At 36.8% G+C, this 20,586-nt stretch carries 18 protein-coding genes; 14 read left to right on the plus strand and 4 right to left on the minus strand.

Annotation, left to right across the window (positions count from 1 at the left end):
- Positions 1-4 precede the first annotated feature (4 nt).
- Positions 5-1,864, plus strand: a complete 1,860-nt coding sequence (locus CXF79_RS12340) for an Lnb N-terminal periplasmic domain-containing protein (protein ID WP_101155226.1) — start codon at positions 5-7, stop codon at positions 1,862-1,864.
- A gap of 147 nt (positions 1,865-2,011) precedes the next feature.
- On the opposite strand, the gene CXF79_RS12345 is transcribed toward CXF79_RS12340, so the two are convergent.
- Complete coding sequence (locus CXF79_RS12345) at positions 2,012-2,698, minus strand: cytochrome b/b6 domain-containing protein (RefSeq protein WP_101155228.1); 687 nt, start codon at positions 2,696-2,698, stop codon at positions 2,012-2,014.
- Between the two features lie 252 nt (positions 2,699-2,950).
- Between CXF79_RS12345 and CXF79_RS12350 the strand changes: the two genes are divergently transcribed.
- Positions 2,951-4,624, plus strand: a complete 1,674-nt coding sequence (locus CXF79_RS12350; RefSeq protein ID WP_101155230.1) for an amidohydrolase — start codon at positions 2,951-2,953, stop codon at positions 4,622-4,624.
- 104 nt (positions 4,625-4,728) lie between these two features.
- Here the strand turns inward: CXF79_RS12350 and asnB are convergent, their stop codons facing one another.
- Entirely contained in the window at positions 4,729-6,393 is a 1,665-nt protein-coding gene (gene asnB / locus CXF79_RS12355; protein WP_011043600.1) for an asparagine synthase B, read from the minus strand.
- Positions 6,394-6,790: 397 nt separating this feature from the next.
- Between asnB and CXF79_RS12360 the strand changes: the two genes are divergently transcribed.
- Complete coding sequence (locus tag CXF79_RS12360) at positions 6,791-7,486, plus strand: substrate-binding periplasmic protein (RefSeq protein ID WP_011043599.1); 696 nt, start codon at positions 6,791-6,793, stop codon at positions 7,484-7,486.
- A 263-nt stretch (positions 7,487-7,749) separates the two neighbouring features.
- Here the strand turns inward: CXF79_RS12360 and nhaD are convergent, their stop codons facing one another.
- Positions 7,750-8,994, minus strand: coding sequence for a sodium:proton antiporter NhaD (gene nhaD, locus CXF79_RS12365; RefSeq protein ID WP_011043598.1), 1,245 nt, complete (start codon positions 8,992-8,994; stop codon positions 7,750-7,752).
- Positions 8,995-10,005: 1,011 nt separating this feature from the next.
- Between nhaD and CXF79_RS12375 the strand changes: the two genes are divergently transcribed.
- Genes CXF79_RS12375 through CXF79_RS12415 form a run of 9 tightly spaced genes read left to right on the plus strand, consistent with a single transcriptional unit; the run spans position 10,006 to position 17,499 of the window.
- On the plus strand, positions 10,006-10,560 hold the full coding sequence (locus CXF79_RS12375; protein WP_101155234.1) for a TlpA disulfide reductase family protein: 555 nt from the start codon (positions 10,006-10,008) through the stop codon (positions 10,558-10,560).
- A gap of 49 nt (positions 10,561-10,609) precedes the next feature.
- On the plus strand, positions 10,610-10,831 hold the full coding sequence (locus CXF79_RS12380; RefSeq protein WP_011043595.1) for a DUF4266 domain-containing protein: 222 nt from the start codon (positions 10,610-10,612) through the stop codon (positions 10,829-10,831).
- The gene (locus tag CXF79_RS12385; protein WP_101155238.1) at positions 10,831-12,165 is read left to right on the plus strand and encodes a DUF3570 domain-containing protein; all 1,335 of its coding nucleotides are present in this window, start codon (positions 10,831-10,833) and stop codon (positions 12,163-12,165) included. The genes CXF79_RS12380 and CXF79_RS12385 overlap by 1 nt, the downstream gene beginning before the upstream one ends.
- Before the next feature lie 39 nt (positions 12,166-12,204).
- The gene (locus CXF79_RS12390) at positions 12,205-13,122 is read left to right on the plus strand and encodes an FAD:protein FMN transferase (RefSeq protein ID WP_101155240.1); all 918 of its coding nucleotides are present in this window, start codon (positions 12,205-12,207) and stop codon (positions 13,120-13,122) included.
- An 8-nt stretch (positions 13,123-13,130) separates the two neighbouring features.
- The gene (locus CXF79_RS12395; protein WP_101155242.1) at positions 13,131-13,871 is read left to right on the plus strand and encodes a response regulator; all 741 of its coding nucleotides are present in this window, start codon (positions 13,131-13,133) and stop codon (positions 13,869-13,871) included.
- A gap of 57 nt (positions 13,872-13,928) precedes the next feature.
- Positions 13,929-15,467 carry a sensor histidine kinase gene (locus CXF79_RS12400; RefSeq protein WP_101155244.1) on the plus strand — a complete coding sequence of 513 codons (1,539 nt, stop codon included), beginning with the start codon at positions 13,929-13,931 and terminating at the stop codon, positions 15,465-15,467.
- Positions 15,468-15,519: 52 nt separating this feature from the next.
- Entirely contained in the window at positions 15,520-15,870 is a 351-nt protein-coding gene (locus CXF79_RS12405) for a cupredoxin domain-containing protein (protein ID WP_085961203.1), read from the plus strand.
- Positions 15,860-16,777 carry a hypothetical protein gene (locus CXF79_RS12410; RefSeq protein ID WP_101155246.1) on the plus strand — a complete coding sequence of 306 codons (918 nt, stop codon included), beginning with the start codon at positions 15,860-15,862 and terminating at the stop codon, positions 16,775-16,777. Before CXF79_RS12405 ends, CXF79_RS12410 begins: the two co-directional genes overlap by 11 nt.
- Complete coding sequence (locus CXF79_RS12415) at positions 16,777-17,499, plus strand: hypothetical protein (RefSeq protein ID WP_011043588.1); 723 nt, start codon at positions 16,777-16,779, stop codon at positions 17,497-17,499. The genes CXF79_RS12410 and CXF79_RS12415 overlap by 1 nt, the downstream gene beginning before the upstream one ends.
- Before the next feature lie 68 nt (positions 17,500-17,567).
- Here the strand turns inward: CXF79_RS12415 and CXF79_RS12420 are convergent, their stop codons facing one another.
- Positions 17,568-18,683 carry a DUF3083 family protein gene (locus CXF79_RS12420; RefSeq protein ID WP_101155249.1) on the minus strand — a complete coding sequence of 372 codons (1,116 nt, stop codon included), beginning with the start codon at positions 18,681-18,683 and terminating at the stop codon, positions 17,568-17,570.
- A 238-nt stretch (positions 18,684-18,921) separates the two neighbouring features.
- Here CXF79_RS12420 and CXF79_RS12425 point away from each other — a divergent pair, with 238 nt between their 5' ends.
- Both CXF79_RS12425 and aroG read left to right on the plus strand, forming a co-directional pair.
- Positions 18,922-19,182, plus strand: a complete 261-nt coding sequence (locus CXF79_RS12425) for a DUF5062 family protein (RefSeq protein ID WP_041736989.1) — start codon at positions 18,922-18,924, stop codon at positions 19,180-19,182.
- 287 nt (positions 19,183-19,469) lie between these two features.
- Positions 19,470-20,531 (plus strand): 3-deoxy-7-phosphoheptulonate synthase AroG, encoded by a 1,062-nt coding sequence (aroG, locus tag CXF79_RS12430; RefSeq protein WP_101155251.1) that lies wholly within the window; start codon positions 19,470-19,472, stop codon positions 20,529-20,531.
- Positions 20,532-20,586 lie beyond the last annotated feature (55 nt).

The following is a 20,586-nucleotide window of genomic DNA, read 5'->3' on the forward strand; positions in this document are numbered from 1 at the left end:
ATCTATGAAATTCAAAGTTGTCCTTCTCTCAATAATATTACTTTTTTTAATCTCTTCAAAAGCTAATTCGCAACCACATAAAAATATTACTCAGTTGGCTAAAACAGAGCAATGGCGTGCATTGTTACATATAAATTTACAAACTGAAGCTGATGAACTTGAAAGCTACGTTGATGATGTAAGTTTCTTTTTAGCGATAGATGGTGCAAAAAATCCAGAAAATGAATTATTAGCGACAATAGCGTCACTAAAAAAGCGGGATGAAATACAATGTAAATTCCCAGCAAGAACATTATTTTTATTTAATAATGTCAAAGGTCTTCGTGAAGAAGTTAAACCTTATGTTTGTCAGGAGTATCTGGACTGGCGTAGCACTCTAAAGACGACGAATGTAGTTTTAGTGTTTGCTTCAGCGCAATTAAATAGCCCTTCATCTATGTATGGTCATACTTTTCTACGTTTTGACCCCGATAATGTTGAACAAAACTCAACCTATCTTTCTTATGCATTAAACTTTGGCGCCACAGTACCTGAAGGTGAGGGCGGTTTTTTATATGCAGCAAGAGGCTTAACCGGTGGTTATCCGGGATACTTTGCGGCTAACCCATATTTCGAAAAAATTAAAGAATATAGTCGGTTAGAAAACCGTGACTTGTGGGAATATAAATTAAACTTAACGCAAGAAGAAATAAATACCATGTTGGCTCATATTTGGGAGCTACAAGGCATTAGTTTTGAATATTATTTTTTTGATGAAAACTGTTCGTTTCGTTTGTTGGAGCTACTTGATGTTGCAAGACCTGGTTTAAACTTGGCCAAAAATTTTCCGGTGACAGCAATGCCATTAGATACCGTAAGGGTAGTGCAAGAGGCTAATTTAATAACCGAAACTAATTACCGTCCGTCAATTTTAACGGAGCTAAAAGCACAATTAGCCATGTTAAATACTGAAGAAAATGAATTAGCACTGGCGTTATCTCAGGAAATTGAAGTATTAAATAGCGAAGAATTTATCAAGCTTAACAAAAAACAGCAGCAACGTATTGTTGATAGCGCCTATCGCTACTTACGTTATCAAAATACCTTCAATGGACGACCAAAAGAAACTACACGTCGAAGTTTTTTATTGCTTAGACGTCTAAATGAAAACCGAACAAAATTAAACATACCGATTGAACAACCACACAGACCTGACTTAGGTCATAAAACCGCTATGTTTGGTTTCAGTCTAGGACAAAACCTGGATAAATCCTTTGCAGAAATTAAATACCGAGGTAGCTATCACGATTTGTTAGATCCCATCTCAGGCTATTATACGGGTATGTCATTAAATATGGTGAATGCAATGGTGAGGGTTTACGAAGGCGGCGATGTGAAACTTGAAAAAGCTGAACTTCTAGATATCATTTCTTTATCTGCAAGGAATGACTATTTTTCTCCTTGGTCTTGGAAAGCGAATATTAGCGTTGAACAACAATGGACAAAGGATAAAGAAGTGCTGGTTACTCAAGGCTCAGGCGGTGGCGGAGTCAGTTATCAACCTTTAGAAAATAGTTATGTGTTTTTATTAGCTACCGGTCGTCTTGAATTTAATCGAAAGCTTGATACTTACGCTGCAGTTGCACCCGGTTTACAGTTAGGTTTTCTATATTATTGGCCGAAAACTACGTTGTTAGTTGATGCAGAACATTATCAATTTTTGTTTGACCAAACACAGCGAAGTCGAGTGAGCGTTGAGCAAAGTGTAGGACTTGGACAAAATGACAGCGTACGCTTTTCAGCTAATTTTCATCGTGTTGAAAGCAATACTCATGATAATAAAAGCTTTCAAGAGTTTAAGCTTGAGTACCGTCACTACTTTTAAAGTGCATATACCCGTACCCATTGAAACTGCTTAATGGAATTGGTCATTATCAATAACCAATTAACAAAAACCATTAGGCAGTTGATAATCCCTTCTTAATAGCCGTTATTTAAATTATAAAATGTTAGCAATACTCAGTTGAGGGAACTAATAGTAAAATTCTTCAATTACAGGTGCGTTGATTACCACTAACCAATAAACAAAAATGACACAGCAAGCGGCAACAATACAACCAAGAATAATCTTTGAATGTGGGATAGCATCAGAAGATTTAACTTGCGCTGTTGTCTTTTTACCCGTGATCATGGGCAGCACTAAATTCTCTTTTTTTACTCGCCAATAAAAAGTGATAGCGGCGATATGTAAAACAATCGCGGCAATCATAAAATCAAAAGTATTATGATGCAAAAATTTCATTACCTTTTCTAATTCATTACTGATACTGCCGTAATAAGGGCCTGACGAAAACACATCATCATTAATGAATAAGCCGCTGATTGCTTGTGCTGATATCAGTAATATCATTAAAATTACCATCAAAGCACCCAGTGGGTTATGACCCGCTGTGCTCTTAGCGGTATTTGGACTTCGTAAATATGAAAGTAGTGATTTTGGAGAGGGGACAAACTGTGAGAATCGCGCATGTTTAGGACCAATTAATCCCCATAAAATCCGAAATGCAATTAAAGCTAAGGCAACAAAACCTAATTGTATGTGAATTTCAACCAGATCAGCACCTTGCTCAGCGGTATACCAGGCCGCTAAAATAGTAGCGGCAAAACCCCAATGAAAAATGCGTAAGGGTAAGTCCCAAATTAAATGTTTTTCAGTCACACGATAACCTTTAAATGTTTCAGTAGAATATAAACAAGAGGTTTATTTTACCCTAACTAACTCTATGACGTTAAGGTAATAAATGTACAAAGAGAGATTTATTTTTGCTTTCATGTGCAAACATTAACGTAAATAATAAAGTATTGGGTATTCAACATTTAATTTTTTTGTTTGATTTTAACGTCATGCTAAGATGAGGTAAAAAATATCAATAAAACACAAACAATACAATATGATAACAAGAGCAATATTATGAAAAAACCTCAATTTATTAGTGCTATTTCTTTGCTACTTATTAGCTCACAACTGATGGCTCAAACCACGTTGATAAAGAACGTTAACGGCTATACTTTCACCGACAATTCGCTCACACAATTTTCTGCAATTTCGTTTACTGATGACATCATCAATAAAGTATATCCGATTGGAGCAGTACTTCCTGCATCTAAAGGTGTAATTGTTATAGATGGACAAGGTCAAACGATGCTACCGGGACTAATTGATGCACATGGGCATGTTATTGGCTATGGACACAGTTTATTACGTGTGGATCTGGTTAATGCTACTTCAGAGCTTGATGCCGTTAATCGCACGATATCTTATGCCAAGGATAATCCCTCTATGAGTTGGATCCTTGGTCGTGGTTGGAATCAGGTGCAATGGTCAAATAACAGCTATCCAAATGCGAAAAGTTTAGATGAAGCATTTCCTAATAAACCAGTGTGGCTCAGACGAGTTGATGGTCATGCTGGCTGGGCGAATTCAAAAGCGATGGCGTTGGCGGGTATAACATCAGCAAGTAAAGCCCCGGTAGGAGGGGATATCATAAAAGATAAAAATGGTCTGCCTACTGGCGTTTTTATTGATAATGCAATGACGTTGATAACTGCTAGTATTACTCCGCCATCGCCTATGGAAGATAAAATCGCTTTGAAAAGAGCAATGCACTCATTAGCAAGTTTAGGATTAACCAGTGTACATGACGCTGGTATTGAGCAAAAAGATATTGCGTTATATAAGACGCTTGCTAGTGAAGGAAATATGACTATTCGTATTAATGGTATGTTGTATCTACCTAGTACAAATTGGCAGCAACAACTAGAACAAGGACCTTATAGGACTGAAGATGAAATGTTTGCTGTTAACAGTGTCAAAATTCAAGCAGATGGCGCATTAGGCAGTCGAGGTGCATCATTAATTAATGATTACAGCGATCACTCAGGTCACAAAGGTTTGTTGTTACACGATAAAAAATCATTACAGCACTATATTGATTTTGCGATGAATGCTGGTTTTCAAGTTAATACTCATGCGATTGGTGATAATGCTAATAAATTGATATTAGATCTTTACCAACAGGCTATACAAAAGAGCCAAACTAAAGCATTACGCCATAGAATAGAACATGCTCAAGTATTACGTTTAGAAGATATCTCTCGATTTTCCTCACTTAATGTTATTGCTTCGATGCAAGCGACACATGCCACGAGTGATAAAAATATGGCCGTTACTCGACTGGGGGAAAAACGAATATTAGGTGCCTATGCGTGGCGAAAGCTTCTTGATAGTAATGCTATCATTGCCGCAGGCTCAGATTTTCCAGTAGAATCACCCAATCCATTCTTTGGTTTACATGCCTCAATTACCAGACAAGATCATAAAGATTTACCTATCGGAGGCTGGTATGCGGACCAGAAAATGACGCGTACTGAAGCATTAAGAAGCTTTACCATTGATGCGGCATATGCGGGGCATCAAGAAAAGCTTATAGGCAGCTTAGAAGCCGGTAAAAAAGCTGATTTCATTTTACTTGCGGATGACTTACTGACTATGCCTGAAAGCACAATTTGGCAAAGTCAGGTATCACAAACTTGGGTAGCAGGTAAAAAGGTTTTCTCTGCTATTGATGTTCCATCAGTTGAATAAAGCAATGGCGTAAACAAAAGCTAATTTTAGCCATTAAAAAAGCCGATAATAATAATTATCGGCTTTTTATTTTTACTGTAAAACAATCTTCTTACTAAAGAGTATTAATAACTCTCGTTATGTACACTGAGTACCGCACGACCCGATGGATCTGCGTTATTTTGAAAGCTTTCATCCCAAGCTAAGGCTTCTTCTGTACTACAAGCAACAGATTTTCCGCCAATAACACAATCAGCAGCTGTAGCTAATGGGTATTTGTCTTCAAAAACAGTACGGTAGTAATAACCTTCTTTGTTATCAGGTGTATTTACCGGGAATCTAATGTGAGCATTTTCAAGCTGTTGTTCAGTAACAAGTGACTCAACATGGGCTTTTAAACCATCAATCCAAGAATAACCTACACCGTCTGAGAATTGCTCTTTTTGACGCCATAAGATTTCTTTTGGTAAGTAACCTTCAAAAGATTCACGTAAAATAGCTTTTTCCATTTTACCATTGCCACACAACTTATCTTCAGGGTTGATGCGCATTGCAACATCCATAAAGTTTTTGTCTAAAAATGGTACGCGCGCTTCAATGCCCCAAGCCGACATTGATTTGTTTGCCCGTAAGCAATCAAATTTATGAAGTCGATCAAGCTTACGGTTAAGCTCTTCATGGAACTCTTGTGCGTTTGGTGCTTTATGGAAGTACAAGTATCCGCCAAATATTTCATCAGCACCTTCACCAGAAAGTACCATTTTAATACCCATTGCTTTGATTTTACGCGCCATTAAGTACATTGGCGTAGAAGCACGGATAGTTGTTACATCATAGGTTTCTAAGTGATAAATAACTTCTTTAAGTGCATCAATACCTTCTTGTTCGGTAAACACTACACTGTGGTGAATAGTACCAATACTATCTGCGACGGTTTGTGCTGCAATTAAATCAGGAGAACCTGCAAGGCCACAGGCAAATGAATGTACTTTTGGCCACCAAGCTTCAGCTAAATCGTTGTCTTCAATACGACGAGCTGCAAATTTTTGCGTAATCGCAGAAATGAGTGAAGAATCTAAACCACCTGATAACAATACGCCATAAGGTACATCAGTCATTAAATGACTTTTAACCGACTCTTCTAACGCTTCACGAATTTTAGTCGTACTAGTGGTATTATCTTTTATCGCGGCATATTCTTGCCAGTTACGTTTGTAATATTGTTGTAATTTCCCAACACGGCTATCAAGAATATGCCCAGGAGGAAATTCTTCAACGGTTTTACAAATCGGCATTAACGCTTTCATTTCTGAGGCAACATAAAAGTTACCTTCACTATCATAACCCGTGTACAAAGGAATAATACCAATGTGATCACGTGCTATTAAATAAGAGTTATCTTTTTCGTTGTACACAATAAAGGCAAACATACCTTGTAATTTGTCAACAAATTCAACACCAAATTCTTCATATAGAGGGAGAATAACTTCACAATCTGAGGCTGTTTGAAATTCATAATCAACGTTTAAAGCACTGGCTAATGCTTTGTGGTTATAAATCTCACCGTTAACAGCAAGTACATTGCTTTTATCACCATTGTATAAAGGTTGAGCACCATGCTCAGTATCAACAATAGATAAACGTTCATGCACTAATATGGCATTGTCGCTGTGATAAATTCCAGACCAATCAGGACCGCGGTGACGTAAAAGACGAGAACATTCTAACGCTGTAGGACGAAGTGCATCAGCACCTGTTTTTATATCTAATATACCAAAGATTGAACACATTGAAGCGCTACTCCTTTAATTATTGTTTGAATCGAATTGTGGACTGAATACATATTCAGCCTGTACACAGTGCCACGTTGGTCAAATAAATCAACCCAAAAAGTGAAGTTTTTACACTAAACTGTATGAGTGCTCGATAAATAAGCAATAAATTATATAATATTCTTGCGAATAGTGTATTTTCAGTAAAGAGCAGTCTTGATTTGAGTTATTTGAATAGTTAGGTGAGATTGTATTTTTGCCTTTGTCATAGGATACATAATTCAATTGCACATTAGCTGATGGGGTTTGATCATTAGCAATATACTGCTATATACTGCTTATAGGTATCATGTGATAAATTTTTGGAATAATAATTAAATTACTCAAATACTGTTTTCTTTTTATCAGTGGATTAATGTGCAGTAAAGCTAGCGCTCACGAAGTCTTAATGGCGTTTAGCCAAGAGATCCCTCCTTATATTATTGAAACAAGTAATTCTGGGATTGAAATTGATATCATATCTGCTGCTTTGGCATATAAGGGACATACACTAAAACCTTTGTACTTTCCTTTAGGTCGAGTTCCTATCGCTTTTCGTCAGAATCAGGTCGATGCTGCGATGGGCGATATGGGCGTTCATTTAAAGGATGGTTTTTATGCGAATCCGGCCGTTATTTATGACAATATTTTTATTACCCTTAAAAGTAGAAATATTACAATAAATAAACCGAGTGACTTAGACTCCCTTCACGTTGCTTCCTTTCAAGGCGCGGAAAAACGATATCCCGACTGGTTAAACAATGTCGTTAAAGAAAACCGATTTTTTGGCGTCAGTGATCAATTAAAACAAGTTGAATTATTACAACTAGGGCGATTCGATGTGGTGCTCTGTGACCGTTATATTTTCAAATACTTTGTTAATAAAATTGAGTTAATGAAAGAATTAGAAATTAGTGATGTTGATGAGCATAATTTTATCACAGTAGACCCAATGAATTACCGTCCAGTATTTAGAGACAAACAAATACGAGACGACTTTAATTTAGGACTGAGGTATTTAAAAGAAAGTGGAGAGTTCCAAAAAATATACGATAAGTATTTAGCCTCGTAGTTATTCACGGAGAACTTTTTCGGTTATTTACGTTCAGTTAAAAAAACTGAGTTTTCCTTCAATAAAGTATAAGCGGCGACTCCCACTAAACAGAGCCTTTTCGTTATGCACTTGTCCTATCGATTTATTGTTAAAACCATGTTTGACTGTTCGGTCGATATGAACCTTAAATAAGTAACAACCACTAAAACACCTCAATTTTACAAAAGCTTTGATATCCATTTATAACCGCGAGGATAACGATAATTTAGTGGCTGTAATTGTTAAGCGAGCGCCCAATTCGCTGCGAAATAAACACCAATATAACCTACGGTATATGCAATAATTAAATAAATAGCATTTCGTAAGTAACTAATGAAATTCAACCCTTTAACTTTACTCATCGCGATAATCCCAGCGGCTGAGCCAATAACTAGGATTGAACCGCCAACGCCAGTTGCATAAGTTAACATTAACCACTCGGTGATTTTCATATCAACACCTGATTTTAATAACGCAGCCGTTAAGGGCACGTTGTCGATTACAGAGGACATGAAACCAACTAAATAGTTTACGGTAATGGCAGGTAAATATTGATATAGCTGAGTAAAACCATTAAGTACGCCAATTTCTTTTAAAATACCTACCAGTAATAGCACGCCTAAAAAGAAGAGTAGGGCATCATATTCAACTTCCCTTATATAATTTAAAGCATCTTGATTATTTTTATTAGGTAATAGGTTTGCAACTAAAAACATAATAGATAAACCAAACAAGAAAGTTAATACCGGTGGAATATGAAATAGTACATTGGCGAGTAGCGTACCTGAAATAGTTAATACAAATATGAGTGCAATGACGATATCGGATTTTGCAATCTTAATACGTGTTTGTGCTAATTTCACTTCTCCGGATAGTTTCATTGATAATAAACTTGCTAACGTTAATACGCCTAAAAAAGAAGGTAAAATTAGAATGAGTAGATTCGAAATAGTCACTTTATTTTCTAGAAATATCATCAAGGTAGTTACATCACCAGTAATAAGTGAAACACCACCGCTGTTAACCGAAAATATAATTAACGTGGCATATTTTAATCGTTTTTTTACCTCTAATTGTAAATTCATCACCACCGCAATAGACACTAAGGTTGCAGTAACATTATCGGCAAAGGAGGAAAAGACAAATGCAAAAATGGCAATGACAAACATTAACCCACGCTCAGATATCCTTTCAGGTAATATTCTTTGTACTAGTGCAGAAATAAAACCTTTGCTGTTTAAGTAAGCAACAAAAGTCATTGCCGACATTAGGAACAACCATAAGGTGGCAATTTCAAGTAGATTTTCGTTAAGTTGGTGGGTCGTTTCACTTGCTAGGTTATTGTTTATTGGAAAAATAAAAGCAAGAATCCAACAAAGGGTACCAAAGAAAAGTGTGGTTTTAGCTTTGTTGATGTGAATTAGGTCTTCAGTAATGATCATCAAAAAGCTGATGATAACTAAGATGAGAATAACAGTATTAATCATGATAAGGGCTACTAATGCGTTAAGAGGCTTCGATACTCGTTAACATTCACGCGAATTTCAGTGGGAGTTAAATCAGTCCATCGTTACTGTGATTAATAATGATGCTACATGAGCGTAGCTTATTAGAGAATGAGTAGCATATTCTCCTGAAAAACCATTATGAATCATAGCGCTTTGAATTGAAGTTGCTCAACCACTCTGAAACTTGCATCTTAATTGTTAACGGGTATTTAACAAGTTAATTGTTAATGAAATACCTGCTTAATAAAAAAAGAAAATACTAAGCCTTTATGCTACTAATTTAGTGCTAGGGCTAATACCAAAATCACATGAAGATGCCCGTTTCAGGTCGAATTAGAAACACATATGTCTAAGTGGTTTAGGTAGCTAGTATTGGTTGCTGTTTAATAAGGGTATTCGAAGGGGGACCACGATTACAGCAAGGCAAGGTATGATTTATATGGTTTTCTACTGGTTTGACTTTAAAAAGCTGAGTCGCGTGGTCAAACGGTTTTATATAGGAATTACTGTTTAAAAGGGCGGTGTCTTCAAGGGATTCTTCCAATGAAAATTGGTAATTATATTCGTTAGTTAAGTCAGTTTCTGCTAAACAAGGCTGAGCATAACTTGTACTTAAAAAGCAAAAGCATAATAAAAAATACAATAAAGCAAAAGCCTTATGAGTAGTCATTATCTAATCGAATCATTAATTATCACCATGGCGGCTCAGTATATACAAAAGTAATTTTTAAGGGAATGTTAATTTACTTCTAAGGTATATAACCACTTCACTTGAAGATGCAGGATTCAGAATTATAAACGCCTTTAGGCAAGACGAATATTTTAAGCATAGCCATTATTTGGCTTGATTAGTTAACGCTTCATTTGAAAATTAATTTTCTTAAGTTTTAGTTAAGTTTACTATCTTAAGCTACTGGCACTAAGTAGTTTTAAGGTTTTTTATTAAAACGGTTAAAAATAATTATATGAATAGCATCTAGGGATATGTCGATGAAAAAAACACTCGCTTTGGTTTTATTTTTAATAGCTTTTACTGCTTCTGCCACTGCAGCAGAACAAGTGGATAGTCCTCAACAGTCCCTAGAACAGGCGTTGCTAAAGCAAGAAGGTAAGGTGGTATATATTGATTTTTGGGCATCATGGTGTGGTCCCTGTGTTAAATCATTTCCTTGGATGAATAAAATTCAGCAGCAATACAAGGAACAAGGTTTCACTGTAATCAGTATAAATTTGGATGCCGATGAAACGAACGCTCAACAATTTCTACATGATAATCCCGCGTCATTTGCTGTTCTTTATGACCCTAAAGGCACTATAGCCAAACATTTTTCTATTCAAGGCATGCCAACAAGCATGTTAATAAACCGTGATGGTGTGATTAAATATCGTCACAGTGGTTTTTTTACCGGTAAAATAAATCAATATGAAGATGAGATTAAACGGTTACTCAACTCATCATCATCATCCACTCTTTCTAAAAAAATTCCTAAAAAGACTCATAATATGGCTCATAACAAGACAAAGCGAGACAACCATGAAAGCTAATAACCCCGTATTTAAAAAGTTATCGCAAAGTAATACTTCAAAATTGAACGTGTCAAAATTTAAACTTGCTTTATTAACTGCTGTCACTGTCAGTCTTAGCGCCTGCAGTAGTTTAGGGGTAGAGCCTTGGGAACGTGATTTGTTAGCAAAAAAAGAAATGGCGCTAACATCAAGCCCGATTGATGCCGCTTTAGATGATCATATCTATTTTTCTAAAGAAGCATCGAGTGGCGGAAAAAGTTTTGGCGGCGGTGGGTGTGGGTGTAACTAATGAATAAACTAAATAAGACAAGTAAGAAAACCAATAAAAAACCTAATATAAAAGCAGCGTTATCGTTAGCGACCAGTGCTTTACTTGGAACGGGTGTTTTATCGGCTGGCGTGGCGCAAGCAACAGAAGCTGACGAATGGCAATTTGATAGTGCATTTTTGGTTTACTCGGAAGCAGACAGAGTGAGTGCAACTGAAGCGATTATTGCGGGCACAAAAACCTTTGCTAATGATGAAACCCTAAGTCTGAAAGTAACGATTGATGCACTAACTGGTGCATCAGCAAACGGCGCGGTTGCACAACCTAATGCGCAAACATTCACTCGTCCTTCAGGTAATGGTCAGTATGTTACGCCCGCAGGAGAAACACCGCTGGATGATACATTCCATGATACCCGTGTTCAACTTAATGCCCAATGGACACAACCATTATCGGATAATATTACCGGTAGTGTCGGTGGACATTTCTCTAAAGAATATGATTATTTGTCTTTAGGTGTTAATGGAAATTTAGCTTATGACTTTAATAAGAAAAATACCACTGTATCAATGGGTTTAAGTTACTTTCAAGATACATTTACCCCAGAAGGAGGTATTCCAAAGCCGCACTCATCAATGTTAGTTGGCGACTCTAGTTCACCTGAGTGGGACGCTGAATTCGCTAAAACCAGGATAGGGGATAGTGATGATAAGAGTACAGCTGATATTCTTGTTGGTGTTACCCAAGTGATAAACCGTCGTATGATCACCGCATTTAATTATTCATATTCAATGGTTGACGGTTATTTAACAGACCCCTTTAAAGTGGTTAGTGTGTTAAATACTGACGGGTTAGCACAAGATTATATATATGAAAGTCGCCCAGACTCTAGGGTAAAGCAGAGTACCTTTATGCAAGCTAAATATAATTTTGATGATAGCTTACTTAATACTGTTGCAGACGTCTCTTATCGCTATATGTGGGATGACTGGGGAATTAATTCTCATACTATTGATACTCGCTTTACTATTCCTGTTGGCGCAACAAGTTATATTGAACCGCATATTCGATTTTACCAACAAAGTGAAGCTGATTTTTACCAGCCATATGTTATTGATGAGCAAGCACCTATAGGTTTTGTTAGCGCCGATTATCGTATTGGCGAAATGACAGCAATTACTGTCGGCGCAAAATATGGTGTGGTACTTAATGGGGGAAATGAACTTTCTTTCAGGCTTGAATATTATCGTCAAACGCCAACTAATGCAGGATTTACTGATCCGAATGCGTTAAACGGACAAGATATTTATCCAGTAGTTGAGGCTATTATTGCACAAGTGAGTTATTCATTTTAAACTGTTATCACTACATATTTAATTATTGTTTTCAATAATATGAAAAAAAAAAGAACACTTAAATACAGCAGCCAACAAGACAGCCATAGCATTAGTTTTAATGCTATGGCTAGTCCGTGTGAGGTGATAGTCCAAACTCGAAATAAGCGGTTAGCAGAGCAAGTTGCTCAATGTGTTAGCCATGAGGTTTGGCGTATTGAAGACAAATACAGTCGATATGATAGCAAAAGTGTTTGTAGTCAAATAAATAGCAGTGCCGGTAATAAAATTGCCATTGATGAAGAAACATTCCTGTTACTCAATTTTGCTGAGCAATGTTATCAATTAAGCGATGGTCTTTTTGATATTAGTTCAGGTGTACTGAGGAAAGTGTGGTCTTTTGATAGCTTAAGCGGAGAATGTCAACACTTTCCTAGCGCAACTGAGGTTAATAAATTACTTAGTTTTGTTGGTTGGAATAAAGTCGATTATGATCAACAAAGCATTACTTTACCACAAAATATGGAACTAGATTTTGGTGGTATAGGCAAAGAATATGCGGTGGATCGCTCTATATTATTAGCAAAACAAATAACGGGTGAACCTATTTTAGTCAATTTAGGGGGCGATTTGGCTGTTACAGGTCCAAGACTTAAAGATCAAGCATGGCAAGTAGCGATTGAACACCCTGACAGTGATGCACTTGGTCAGCCGCAAGATATGATTGTTGCACTTAACAAAGGGGCGTTAGCCACTAGTGGAGATGCCCGACGATACTTGATCAAAGAAGGTATTCGTTACGGACACGTGTTAAATGCTACAACCGGATGGCCGATAATCAATGCGCCACGCTCAATTACAACCGTTGCACCTCAATGTATTCAAGCAGGAATATTAGCAACGTTGGCGTTGTTGCAGGGGGAACATGCAGAACACTTTTTAACGGAACAAGACATTACTTTTTGGGCGAGAAGGTAACTAATCTCATGAGAATTTTATTAGTAGAAGATGACCAAGGGCTTGCTGAAGCGTTGCAGCAATCTTTAGTGAGAGAAGGCTTTGTTGTCGATCATTTATCCAGAGGAAAGCTTGCTTTAACCGCTTTAGCTGTGCCTAGCCATGATATGGTTATCCTTGATTTAGGCTTGCCAGATATTGATGGTTTACTGGTCTTGAAAGAAATTAGATCTAAAAAGAATGACTTGCCAGTTATTATTTTAACCGCTAGAGATAGCATTGACAGTAAAGTTAAAGGCTTAGATTATGGCGCAGACGATTACTTAGCAAAACCGTTTGATATGCAAGAGTTATTGGCAAGGTTAAGAGTCATAGAGCGCCGTTTAGGCACCGCCTCTAGTTCAATGATTACGATTGACCGAGTGAGTTTAGATACCAAGGCTCATAAAGTATATTTACTGCAATGTAACCAAGTAAATAACAAAAAAAATAGTGAACAAGAAGGTAAGATAGACGCGCAGAATGGTGCAAGTGAAGTGCACTTTTCTAAAAAAGAGTTTATGGTATTAAAGGCATTGATGGAAAATGCTGGACGTATTCAATCACGAGAGCAAATTGAATCTAAACTTTATCAATGGGGTGAAGAAGTGCTGAGTAACGCTGTCGAAGTGCATATTCATAAATTAAGAAAAAATCTGCCCAATAAATTCATACAAAATGTCCGTGGTGTAGGTTACATCATTAATCAGCCTCAAGATTCACTGTCTTGAAATGAGCTGTCTTTAAATTAAGTGTCTTCACATTAACTCACACATAGAAACAAATTTATGAGCATTCGCCGTTTTCTGGTATTAACTTTAGTTGCCGTATTAACGCTAATTACCTTTATTGCGGCTATTCAAGGCTACAAAGCGAGTATGACACGTGCTGAAAAGCTATTTGAACAGCAATTAGTCGACTTTGCACAAATAGTAAAAGGCCTTCATCAAACCTTTGATACTAAGCAACGGCAGTTTGTTACGATCAAGCAACAAACTAGTTTTGCCTTTCAAGTGTGGCAGGGAGATACCTTAGTTATCCAAAGTGCTAATTCCCCGGTAAAACCGATAATGAGTTTGAATAAGTCACCGACACACTTTGGTGAAGTGAATTTTGCCGGACAACGTTGGCGTGCCATCTATTTATCCAGTAGCCCGGATCATTCCTCCGATTATTTCACAAGTATTGCCTCTGATAATGCCCTTGAAGCTAACGACAATGAATTGGTGATAATCGTAGCTCAACCGTTAAAGAAGCAGTTTCTTCTTGCTCAAGAGGTAATCCTTGCGGCAGTTACCCCGATGATAATTGCCATTGTTTTATTGTCATTTCTTATTTATGGCATTATTACTCAAGGTTTAAAACCGCTACATAAACTAACGACTGCGCTAGCCAATAAACGCAGTAATGATTTTACGCCATTAGCATTACACGTTGATAACAGTGAATTAAGCCGGGTAGTTATTACCTTAAACGACTTGCTTGCTCGTTTAAACTTAGCTTTTGAACGAGAACGACATTTTGCTGCTGATGCAGCTCATGAGTTGAAAACACCGTTAAGTGTGCTAAAAATCAATGTTCATAATCTATCGCAAGAGTTAAATGAGCAGGGACAACAATATCCAATAAATTTAATTAAACCACTTAAAGTTAGTGTTGAGCGAATGGGGCATGTGATTGATCAAATACTGCATTTAAATCGTACCAATCCCGACCAAATAAATCAGAGTCAACAACAGGTGAAATTAAAAACACTGTTGCAAGCTGTTATTGGAGATCTCTATCAAGATATAGCAAATAAACAGCAAACAATTACCTTATCCAGTGATGAGATAACCTTTAAGGGTGATGAACTTTCTTTGCAGTTAATGTTAACGAATTTAATATCAAATGCTAATAAATATACACCACAACAGGGTGAGATAAAGATAAGTACTAAGTACATTCAAAACGACAACCATCAAAGAAAATCACAAAATAAAATTGCTATTATCATTGAAGATTCAGGCGAAGGTATCCCTGCAGATGAATACCATCGGGTATTTGACCGATTCTATCGAGTGGGTGGCGATCAACATGACTCAAGTGTACTCGGTTGTGGTTTAGGCTTAACCATAGTTAAACATATTGTTGATATGCATCGCGGCAAAATTACATTGTCGCAATCAAAATTATTAGGTGGATTACGCGTTGAAGTCTTATTTGATCACGTGCTTGAGCAAAAGCTTGAAAAGAACCTTGAGCAAAGCCTAGCGCAAAAAGAATCACAGGCGAACTCAGTTGTACGTTGCGATGGACAAGTAGATAACAAGGATGAACGTAGCTAACATGCTTAAAAGATCAGTAATGCAGCATAAAGTAAAGCGTGTTATCAGTTATATGTTACTGGTAATGACAAGCTATAGCGCCTTAGCCCAGCGAGAAGAGTTCAATATTATTTTGAAAAGTCACCTTTTTTATCCTGCTGAAATGACCATACCTTCAAATAAAAAAATTAAACTGATTATTGATAACCAAGACGCCAGTGTTGAAGAGTTTGATAGTTTTTCACTTAACCGAGAGAAAGTGCTTTTTCCTAAGCAAAAATCGATTATTTATATTGGTCCATTGTCCCCTGGGCACTATGACTTTTTTGGTGAATATCACCCAAGCAGTGCCAGAGGTACTATTATTGTTACCGATCCAGAGTTAGGGACAGCTGTTGATGGGGGGACTGATAATGTTAATTAATACCGTATTAGTTTTTTTACAAAACATCCTGCCAATTTTTGTAGTGTTTAGTTTATTGTTTGCTCAGCAAGATGCTAGGTATAAATCAAGAACGATGGAAGCTTCGCAATTAAATAAGCAATCAAATAAGAATGAAAAGAATAAGCTTGATTACTTACCGATTACTTACTTACTCACCACAACAGGTATTGGTTTAATCATCGTCTTTTTATTAAGTTACTATATGCCAAGGTTAAGTCAGTTATTATCAGGCACAGGTCTAGAAATTCTTTTTTCAATACTATTTAGCTTAATTTATTGCTTCATTGTCATTTCATTTTTACTTCACAAAACTTCAAGCCTTAAACAGTGGCAAGATAAAACGTTTTTTGATCAGCAAACGTTAACTCAGCAGAAAGCATTGCTAAGTCTTGCCATCTTATTATTGGTTTTTTGTGTTCATGGTAGTTATTTTAGTCTTTATGTCATGAGTTTAACTATTCAAAATACGGCCCTTGATACCTTGTATTCTGGCATTGTAGTTGGCGTGATAATCGGTACTGGGATTTGTTTGAGTATTGCCATTTTATTGTATTTTATCTTAATTACCTTGGCTAAAAAGTTAAGACGTCAAATTGTTTGTTATTTTTTACTGTTATTTGGTATTGGTCAGTTAATTCAAGGACTACAGCTGCTTGAGCAGGTTGATATTATTTCTAGTAATGCACACTTATGGAATACTAATTATCTTATTGCTGAAGACTCCGAGCTAGGCTATTTTCTTACTATTTTATTTGGTTATGAAGCAACACCGTCGGCTATGGAGTTAATTGTCTATTTAAGCGCGATTATCGTACCAATATTCATTGTTAAAATAATCACCTATAAACAGAACTCTACCGCTTCTTTTATGAAAGGGACTTCTTAATGTTTACTTCTCTTCGCCAGCGCCTTTTCAACTTTACTCCGCTTATTATGAGTTTGGTTTTATCAAATGCGGTCTTAGCTGATGGCGTCGTAGTTGATAAGGTCTATCATCCTTATGTTTTACCTAACGAGCGAGAAGTTGAATGGCGTATGCTCGCTCAACGAGAAAATGGCGTCAGTAATGATTTAGCACAACGTTTTGCGTATGGTCAATCGGTAACTGACAACCTTATGTTGGAATTTTACCTTGTGGGTGAACGTGATAGTAATGATGATTTCTCCTTAAGTGCCTATGAGATAGAAGCACGATGGATGATTACAGAGCAAGGTCAATATTGGGCTGATTGGGGATTGTTATTCGAGATTGAAAAAGAGCGTGAAGATAATAACTGGGAAGTGACTTCAGGCGTTATTGTCGAAAAAGAATTTGGCCGTACCAGCTTAACCTTAAATGCCTTTTTAATTTATGAGTGGGGCGACACCCTTGAAGATGAAATGGAAACGGAATTTAGGATGCAATATCGCTATCGTTATCTTGAACAATTCCAACCCGCCATTGAGGTATATTCGGGAGAAGATTATCTTGGTATAGGCCCTGCATTTATGGGCGTTCAACGTTTTAGTGGGCAGAAGCAATTGAAATGGGAAGCGGCTTTTATTACTGGCATAAACAGTGAAAGCCAAGGACATATATTACGGGTTGCTATCGAATATGAATTTTAATCTGGTTGTTTTTGTAAAGTACCCAACCGTATGATGGGTACTTTACATTACTGATATTATTACTGAAATTATTTTAAATAAAAGCCAACATGCTGATGTAATCTAACCATCATCTCTTCTTGCTCACCAATAATATCTAGTTTTTTAGCAAAGGTATGTAATGCTTGTTCAATTTCATTAACAAACTTACCGTAACCATGGCTGGTTTTATCTTGTTCACTGGCAACAAAAACTAGCTGAACACTGTCTACCAATTTAGCCGAATTCCATTTACAGGTATAACCGCAACTTGTATGTAATGGGTTGTAGCTAAGCATTAATAACTCACCAGAAGTAACAACGTTTTCATCTTCGCCAGAACGTATTATAGGTACTAATCCATTAGCGATTACCGCACCGTTGTTTAAGTTTTGCTTTTTAGCTGCACCGATAAAAGCATCAGCGATCAGGTTATAAAGCGGGTTGTAACGCTCTTGAGGATTTTCGTCATTGCTCACTAGGGCACGAACTCGTCGGTTAATGGGAAAATCGACTACGGCATAAGTTAATGCTCTGGCTTGTGCAGATAAGGTGTGTTGATCTGCCATGTATCTGTCTGCAATAGGTCTAAACTTATGCGCTTGGCTACCTTCAATACCTTTACTTTTAGCAAATAAATCGTAAGTTAAATGTTGATGATCACTAACTCGGATTTTTTCTGGCGCAATTTCAGTTTCATTTGCAAAATCCATTAAGGCTTTAGTAACCAGTTGGTGGAACTTCGCAGACTGCCCACGAATATCATCGCCGTTTGCTAAGAATATCAAGGTGATTTTCTTTGCTTTGTTCGTTCCATTGAAGAAAGTATTTCGACTAGTGTGGTATTTGGGGTTATATAAAAACAGTACTTGTTGTTTAGTTTGTGCGGTAAATTTTTCTGGACTAAAACGTACTCGAGCGAACTTATCGTTGGCGATAAACTGTGCACTCTCAAGAGAAAACTTATCATTAATAGCAAAGAACTTATTTGCAAGGTGCTGATATAGTTTTTCGTATGGCGTTTCACTACTGCTATCTATAAGAGGTTGATACTGCGCTATTAATTCATCGGTTAACGGAATTTTAGCCATCAAATATTGATTTTCTCTGGCAGATGAAGGGATATAAGCTTTGTGTTGTAAGTTTTTTGTACGTGAAATAGGCATAGTCACACCTGTAAAGTTGAGTGAAATTAAATTTATTGATGCAATTATACGAGATCTATCGTACTACTGTATGATGTAAATCAAAAGAAGAGCTAGCAAAATGTTAAAAGTTGTAATTGGTTGTTTATTGGTCACTTATTGCTTTTGTATAAGGGTATACGTCGGTGTTTACTCTTGTATTTATGCGTATTATAAAGCATGGTAATAACAATCAAGATTGCTACAAGGTCGATATTCTATGAAAAAATTAAAAAATGAAGCTGAATTACTTAAAAAAGCATTAACCATTGGTGAAAAGTATGCAGTTAACCGTGGTTATAATAGTTTTTCTGCCACAAACTCTGCCAAAGATAAGATAGAAAGTCTTTATCGCTTATTAGTCAATGATAAGCTAATTCAAGCATTAGCGGTTGAGAACGAAGATCAACCTAATATGAAGCATAAGTTAGCACTTTGGATTGCAAAACAGTTACCAGAGGGCCATGAATTACTGAAGTAATGAGTTGAGACAAGGATAAATGAAGCAAAGTCTTATTAAGCTTTGCATCATTTACCGATTATTACCCCATTAGACTAAATATTCTAAAAACTAGCCAGTAAGCGTAATTTTCCATGGCATTCAACCATCAACACTGCTAGATTAATATTGGGATTCTAATTAGGAATTAACAATAAGGTACTTGGGGTTAATTTGCTTAGGCAAATTGATAGTCAGAGTATCGTTAACATTCATGCTAATACTATAATAGTAATGAAATAAGCAACGAAGTAGCAGTAGAGAGCGAAATTATGTATCAAACTGACGATGTACGCATCAATAAAATTAAAGATCTTTTACCTCCAATTGCTTTATTGGAACGATTTCCTGCGTCAGAGCAAGCAACTAAATCAGTCGTTGCTGGCAGAACTGCTATTCACAATATTCTCAAAGGTAAAGATGATCGCTTATTAGTGGTTATTGGACCTTGTTCTATACATGATCCTGAAGCGGCACTTGAATACGGGCAACGCTTAGTAAAGCTTCGTGAAGAGTACAAAGATAGTCTTGAGATTGTCATGCGTGTTTATTTTGAAAAACCACGTACTACCGTTGGTTGGAAGGGCTTAATTAATGACCCTTATATGGATAACAGCTTTAAATTGAATGATGGTTTACGTTTAGGTCGTAAGTTACTAGTAGAACTAAATGACCTTGGTTTACCTACGGCGGGCGAGTTCTTAGATATGATCACACCGCAATATATGGCAGATCTTATGTGTTGGGGAGCCATTGGCGCTCGTACTACTGAATCACAAGTTCACCGTGAATTAGCATCAGGACTTTCATGTCCAGTTGGATTTAAAAACGGAACTGACGGTACCATTAAAATTGCGATTGACGCCATAGGCTCAGCTTCTGCATCACATCACTTTTTATCAGTTACAAAATTTGGCCATGCTGCCATTGTTGAAACGACAGGTAATAGTGATTGTCATATCATTTTACGTGGTGGGAGAACGACTAATTTTGATGCTGATAGTGTTAAAGCGGTAACCGAGCAATTAACTACCTCTGATTTAAACACTAAGGTAATGATTGATTTTAGCCATGCTAACTCGAGCAAAAAATTTGAAAATCAAATGATAGTCTCTACTGATGTCAGTGAGCAAATTAGCCAAGGCAATGAAAATATCTTTGGTGTAATGGTTGAAAGTCATTTAGTTGAAGGTAATCAAAGTCTAGTTAAAGGTAGAGCAGCCGTGTATGGACAAAGTATTACTGATGCTTGTATTGGCTGGGATGATACTGAAAAATTATTAAGCCAGTTAAATGGAGCCGTTGTTAGTCGCCGAAGCGCTATAGACTAAGCGACGCTAACTTAAGTCCCACTAATTTAAGCTAATAAGGGCTAACAATTCCCTT

Source organism: Colwellia sp. Bg11-28, from assembly GCF_002836245.1.
GTDB classification, from domain to species: domain Bacteria; phylum Pseudomonadota; class Gammaproteobacteria; order Enterobacterales; family Alteromonadaceae; genus Colwellia; species Colwellia psychrerythraea_A.

What these genes read in the sequence shown, in the direction of transcription:
- CXF79_RS12410 (WP_101155246.1), top strand. Translation starts at nt 15,860, where the DNA reads ATGTTAATTAATACCGTATTAGTTTTTTTACAAAACATCCTGCCAATT.
- CXF79_RS12425 (WP_041736989.1), top strand. Translation starts at nt 18,922, where the DNA reads ATGAAAAAATTAAAAAATGAAGCTGAATTACTTAAAAAAGCATTAACC.
- nhaD (WP_011043598.1), bottom strand. Translation starts at nt 8,994, where the DNA reads ATGATTAATACTGTTATTCTCATCTTAGTTATCATCAGCTTTTTGATG.
- CXF79_RS12390 (WP_101155240.1), top strand. Translation starts at nt 12,205, where the DNA reads ATGAAAAAAAAAAGAACACTTAAATACAGCAGCCAACAAGACAGCCAT.
- CXF79_RS12350 (WP_101155230.1), top strand. Translation starts at nt 2,951, where the DNA reads ATGAAAAAACCTCAATTTATTAGTGCTATTTCTTTGCTACTTATTAGC.
- asnB (WP_011043600.1), bottom strand. Translation starts at nt 6,393, where the DNA reads ATGTGTTCAATCTTTGGTATATTAGATATAAAAACAGGTGCTGATGCA.
- CXF79_RS12420 (WP_101155249.1), bottom strand. Translation starts at nt 18,683, where the DNA reads ATGCCTATTTCACGTACAAAAAACTTACAACACAAAGCTTATATCCCT.
- CXF79_RS12395 (WP_101155242.1), top strand. Translation starts at nt 13,131, where the DNA reads ATGAGAATTTTATTAGTAGAAGATGACCAAGGGCTTGCTGAAGCGTTG.
- CXF79_RS12385 (WP_101155238.1), top strand. Translation starts at nt 10,831, where the DNA reads ATGAATAAACTAAATAAGACAAGTAAGAAAACCAATAAAAAACCTAAT.
- CXF79_RS12360 (WP_011043599.1), top strand. Translation starts at nt 6,791, where the DNA reads ATGTGCAGTAAAGCTAGCGCTCACGAAGTCTTAATGGCGTTTAGCCAA.
- CXF79_RS12415 (WP_011043588.1), top strand. Translation starts at nt 16,777, where the DNA reads ATGTTTACTTCTCTTCGCCAGCGCCTTTTCAACTTTACTCCGCTTATT.
- CXF79_RS12405 (WP_085961203.1), top strand. Translation starts at nt 15,520, where the DNA reads ATGTTACTGGTAATGACAAGCTATAGCGCCTTAGCCCAGCGAGAAGAG.
- CXF79_RS12375 (WP_101155234.1), top strand. Translation starts at nt 10,006, where the DNA reads ATGAAAAAAACACTCGCTTTGGTTTTATTTTTAATAGCTTTTACTGCT.
- CXF79_RS12400 (WP_101155244.1), top strand. Translation starts at nt 13,929, where the DNA reads ATGAGCATTCGCCGTTTTCTGGTATTAACTTTAGTTGCCGTATTAACG.
- CXF79_RS12340 (WP_101155226.1), top strand. Translation starts at nt 5, where the DNA reads ATGAAATTCAAAGTTGTCCTTCTCTCAATAATATTACTTTTTTTAATC.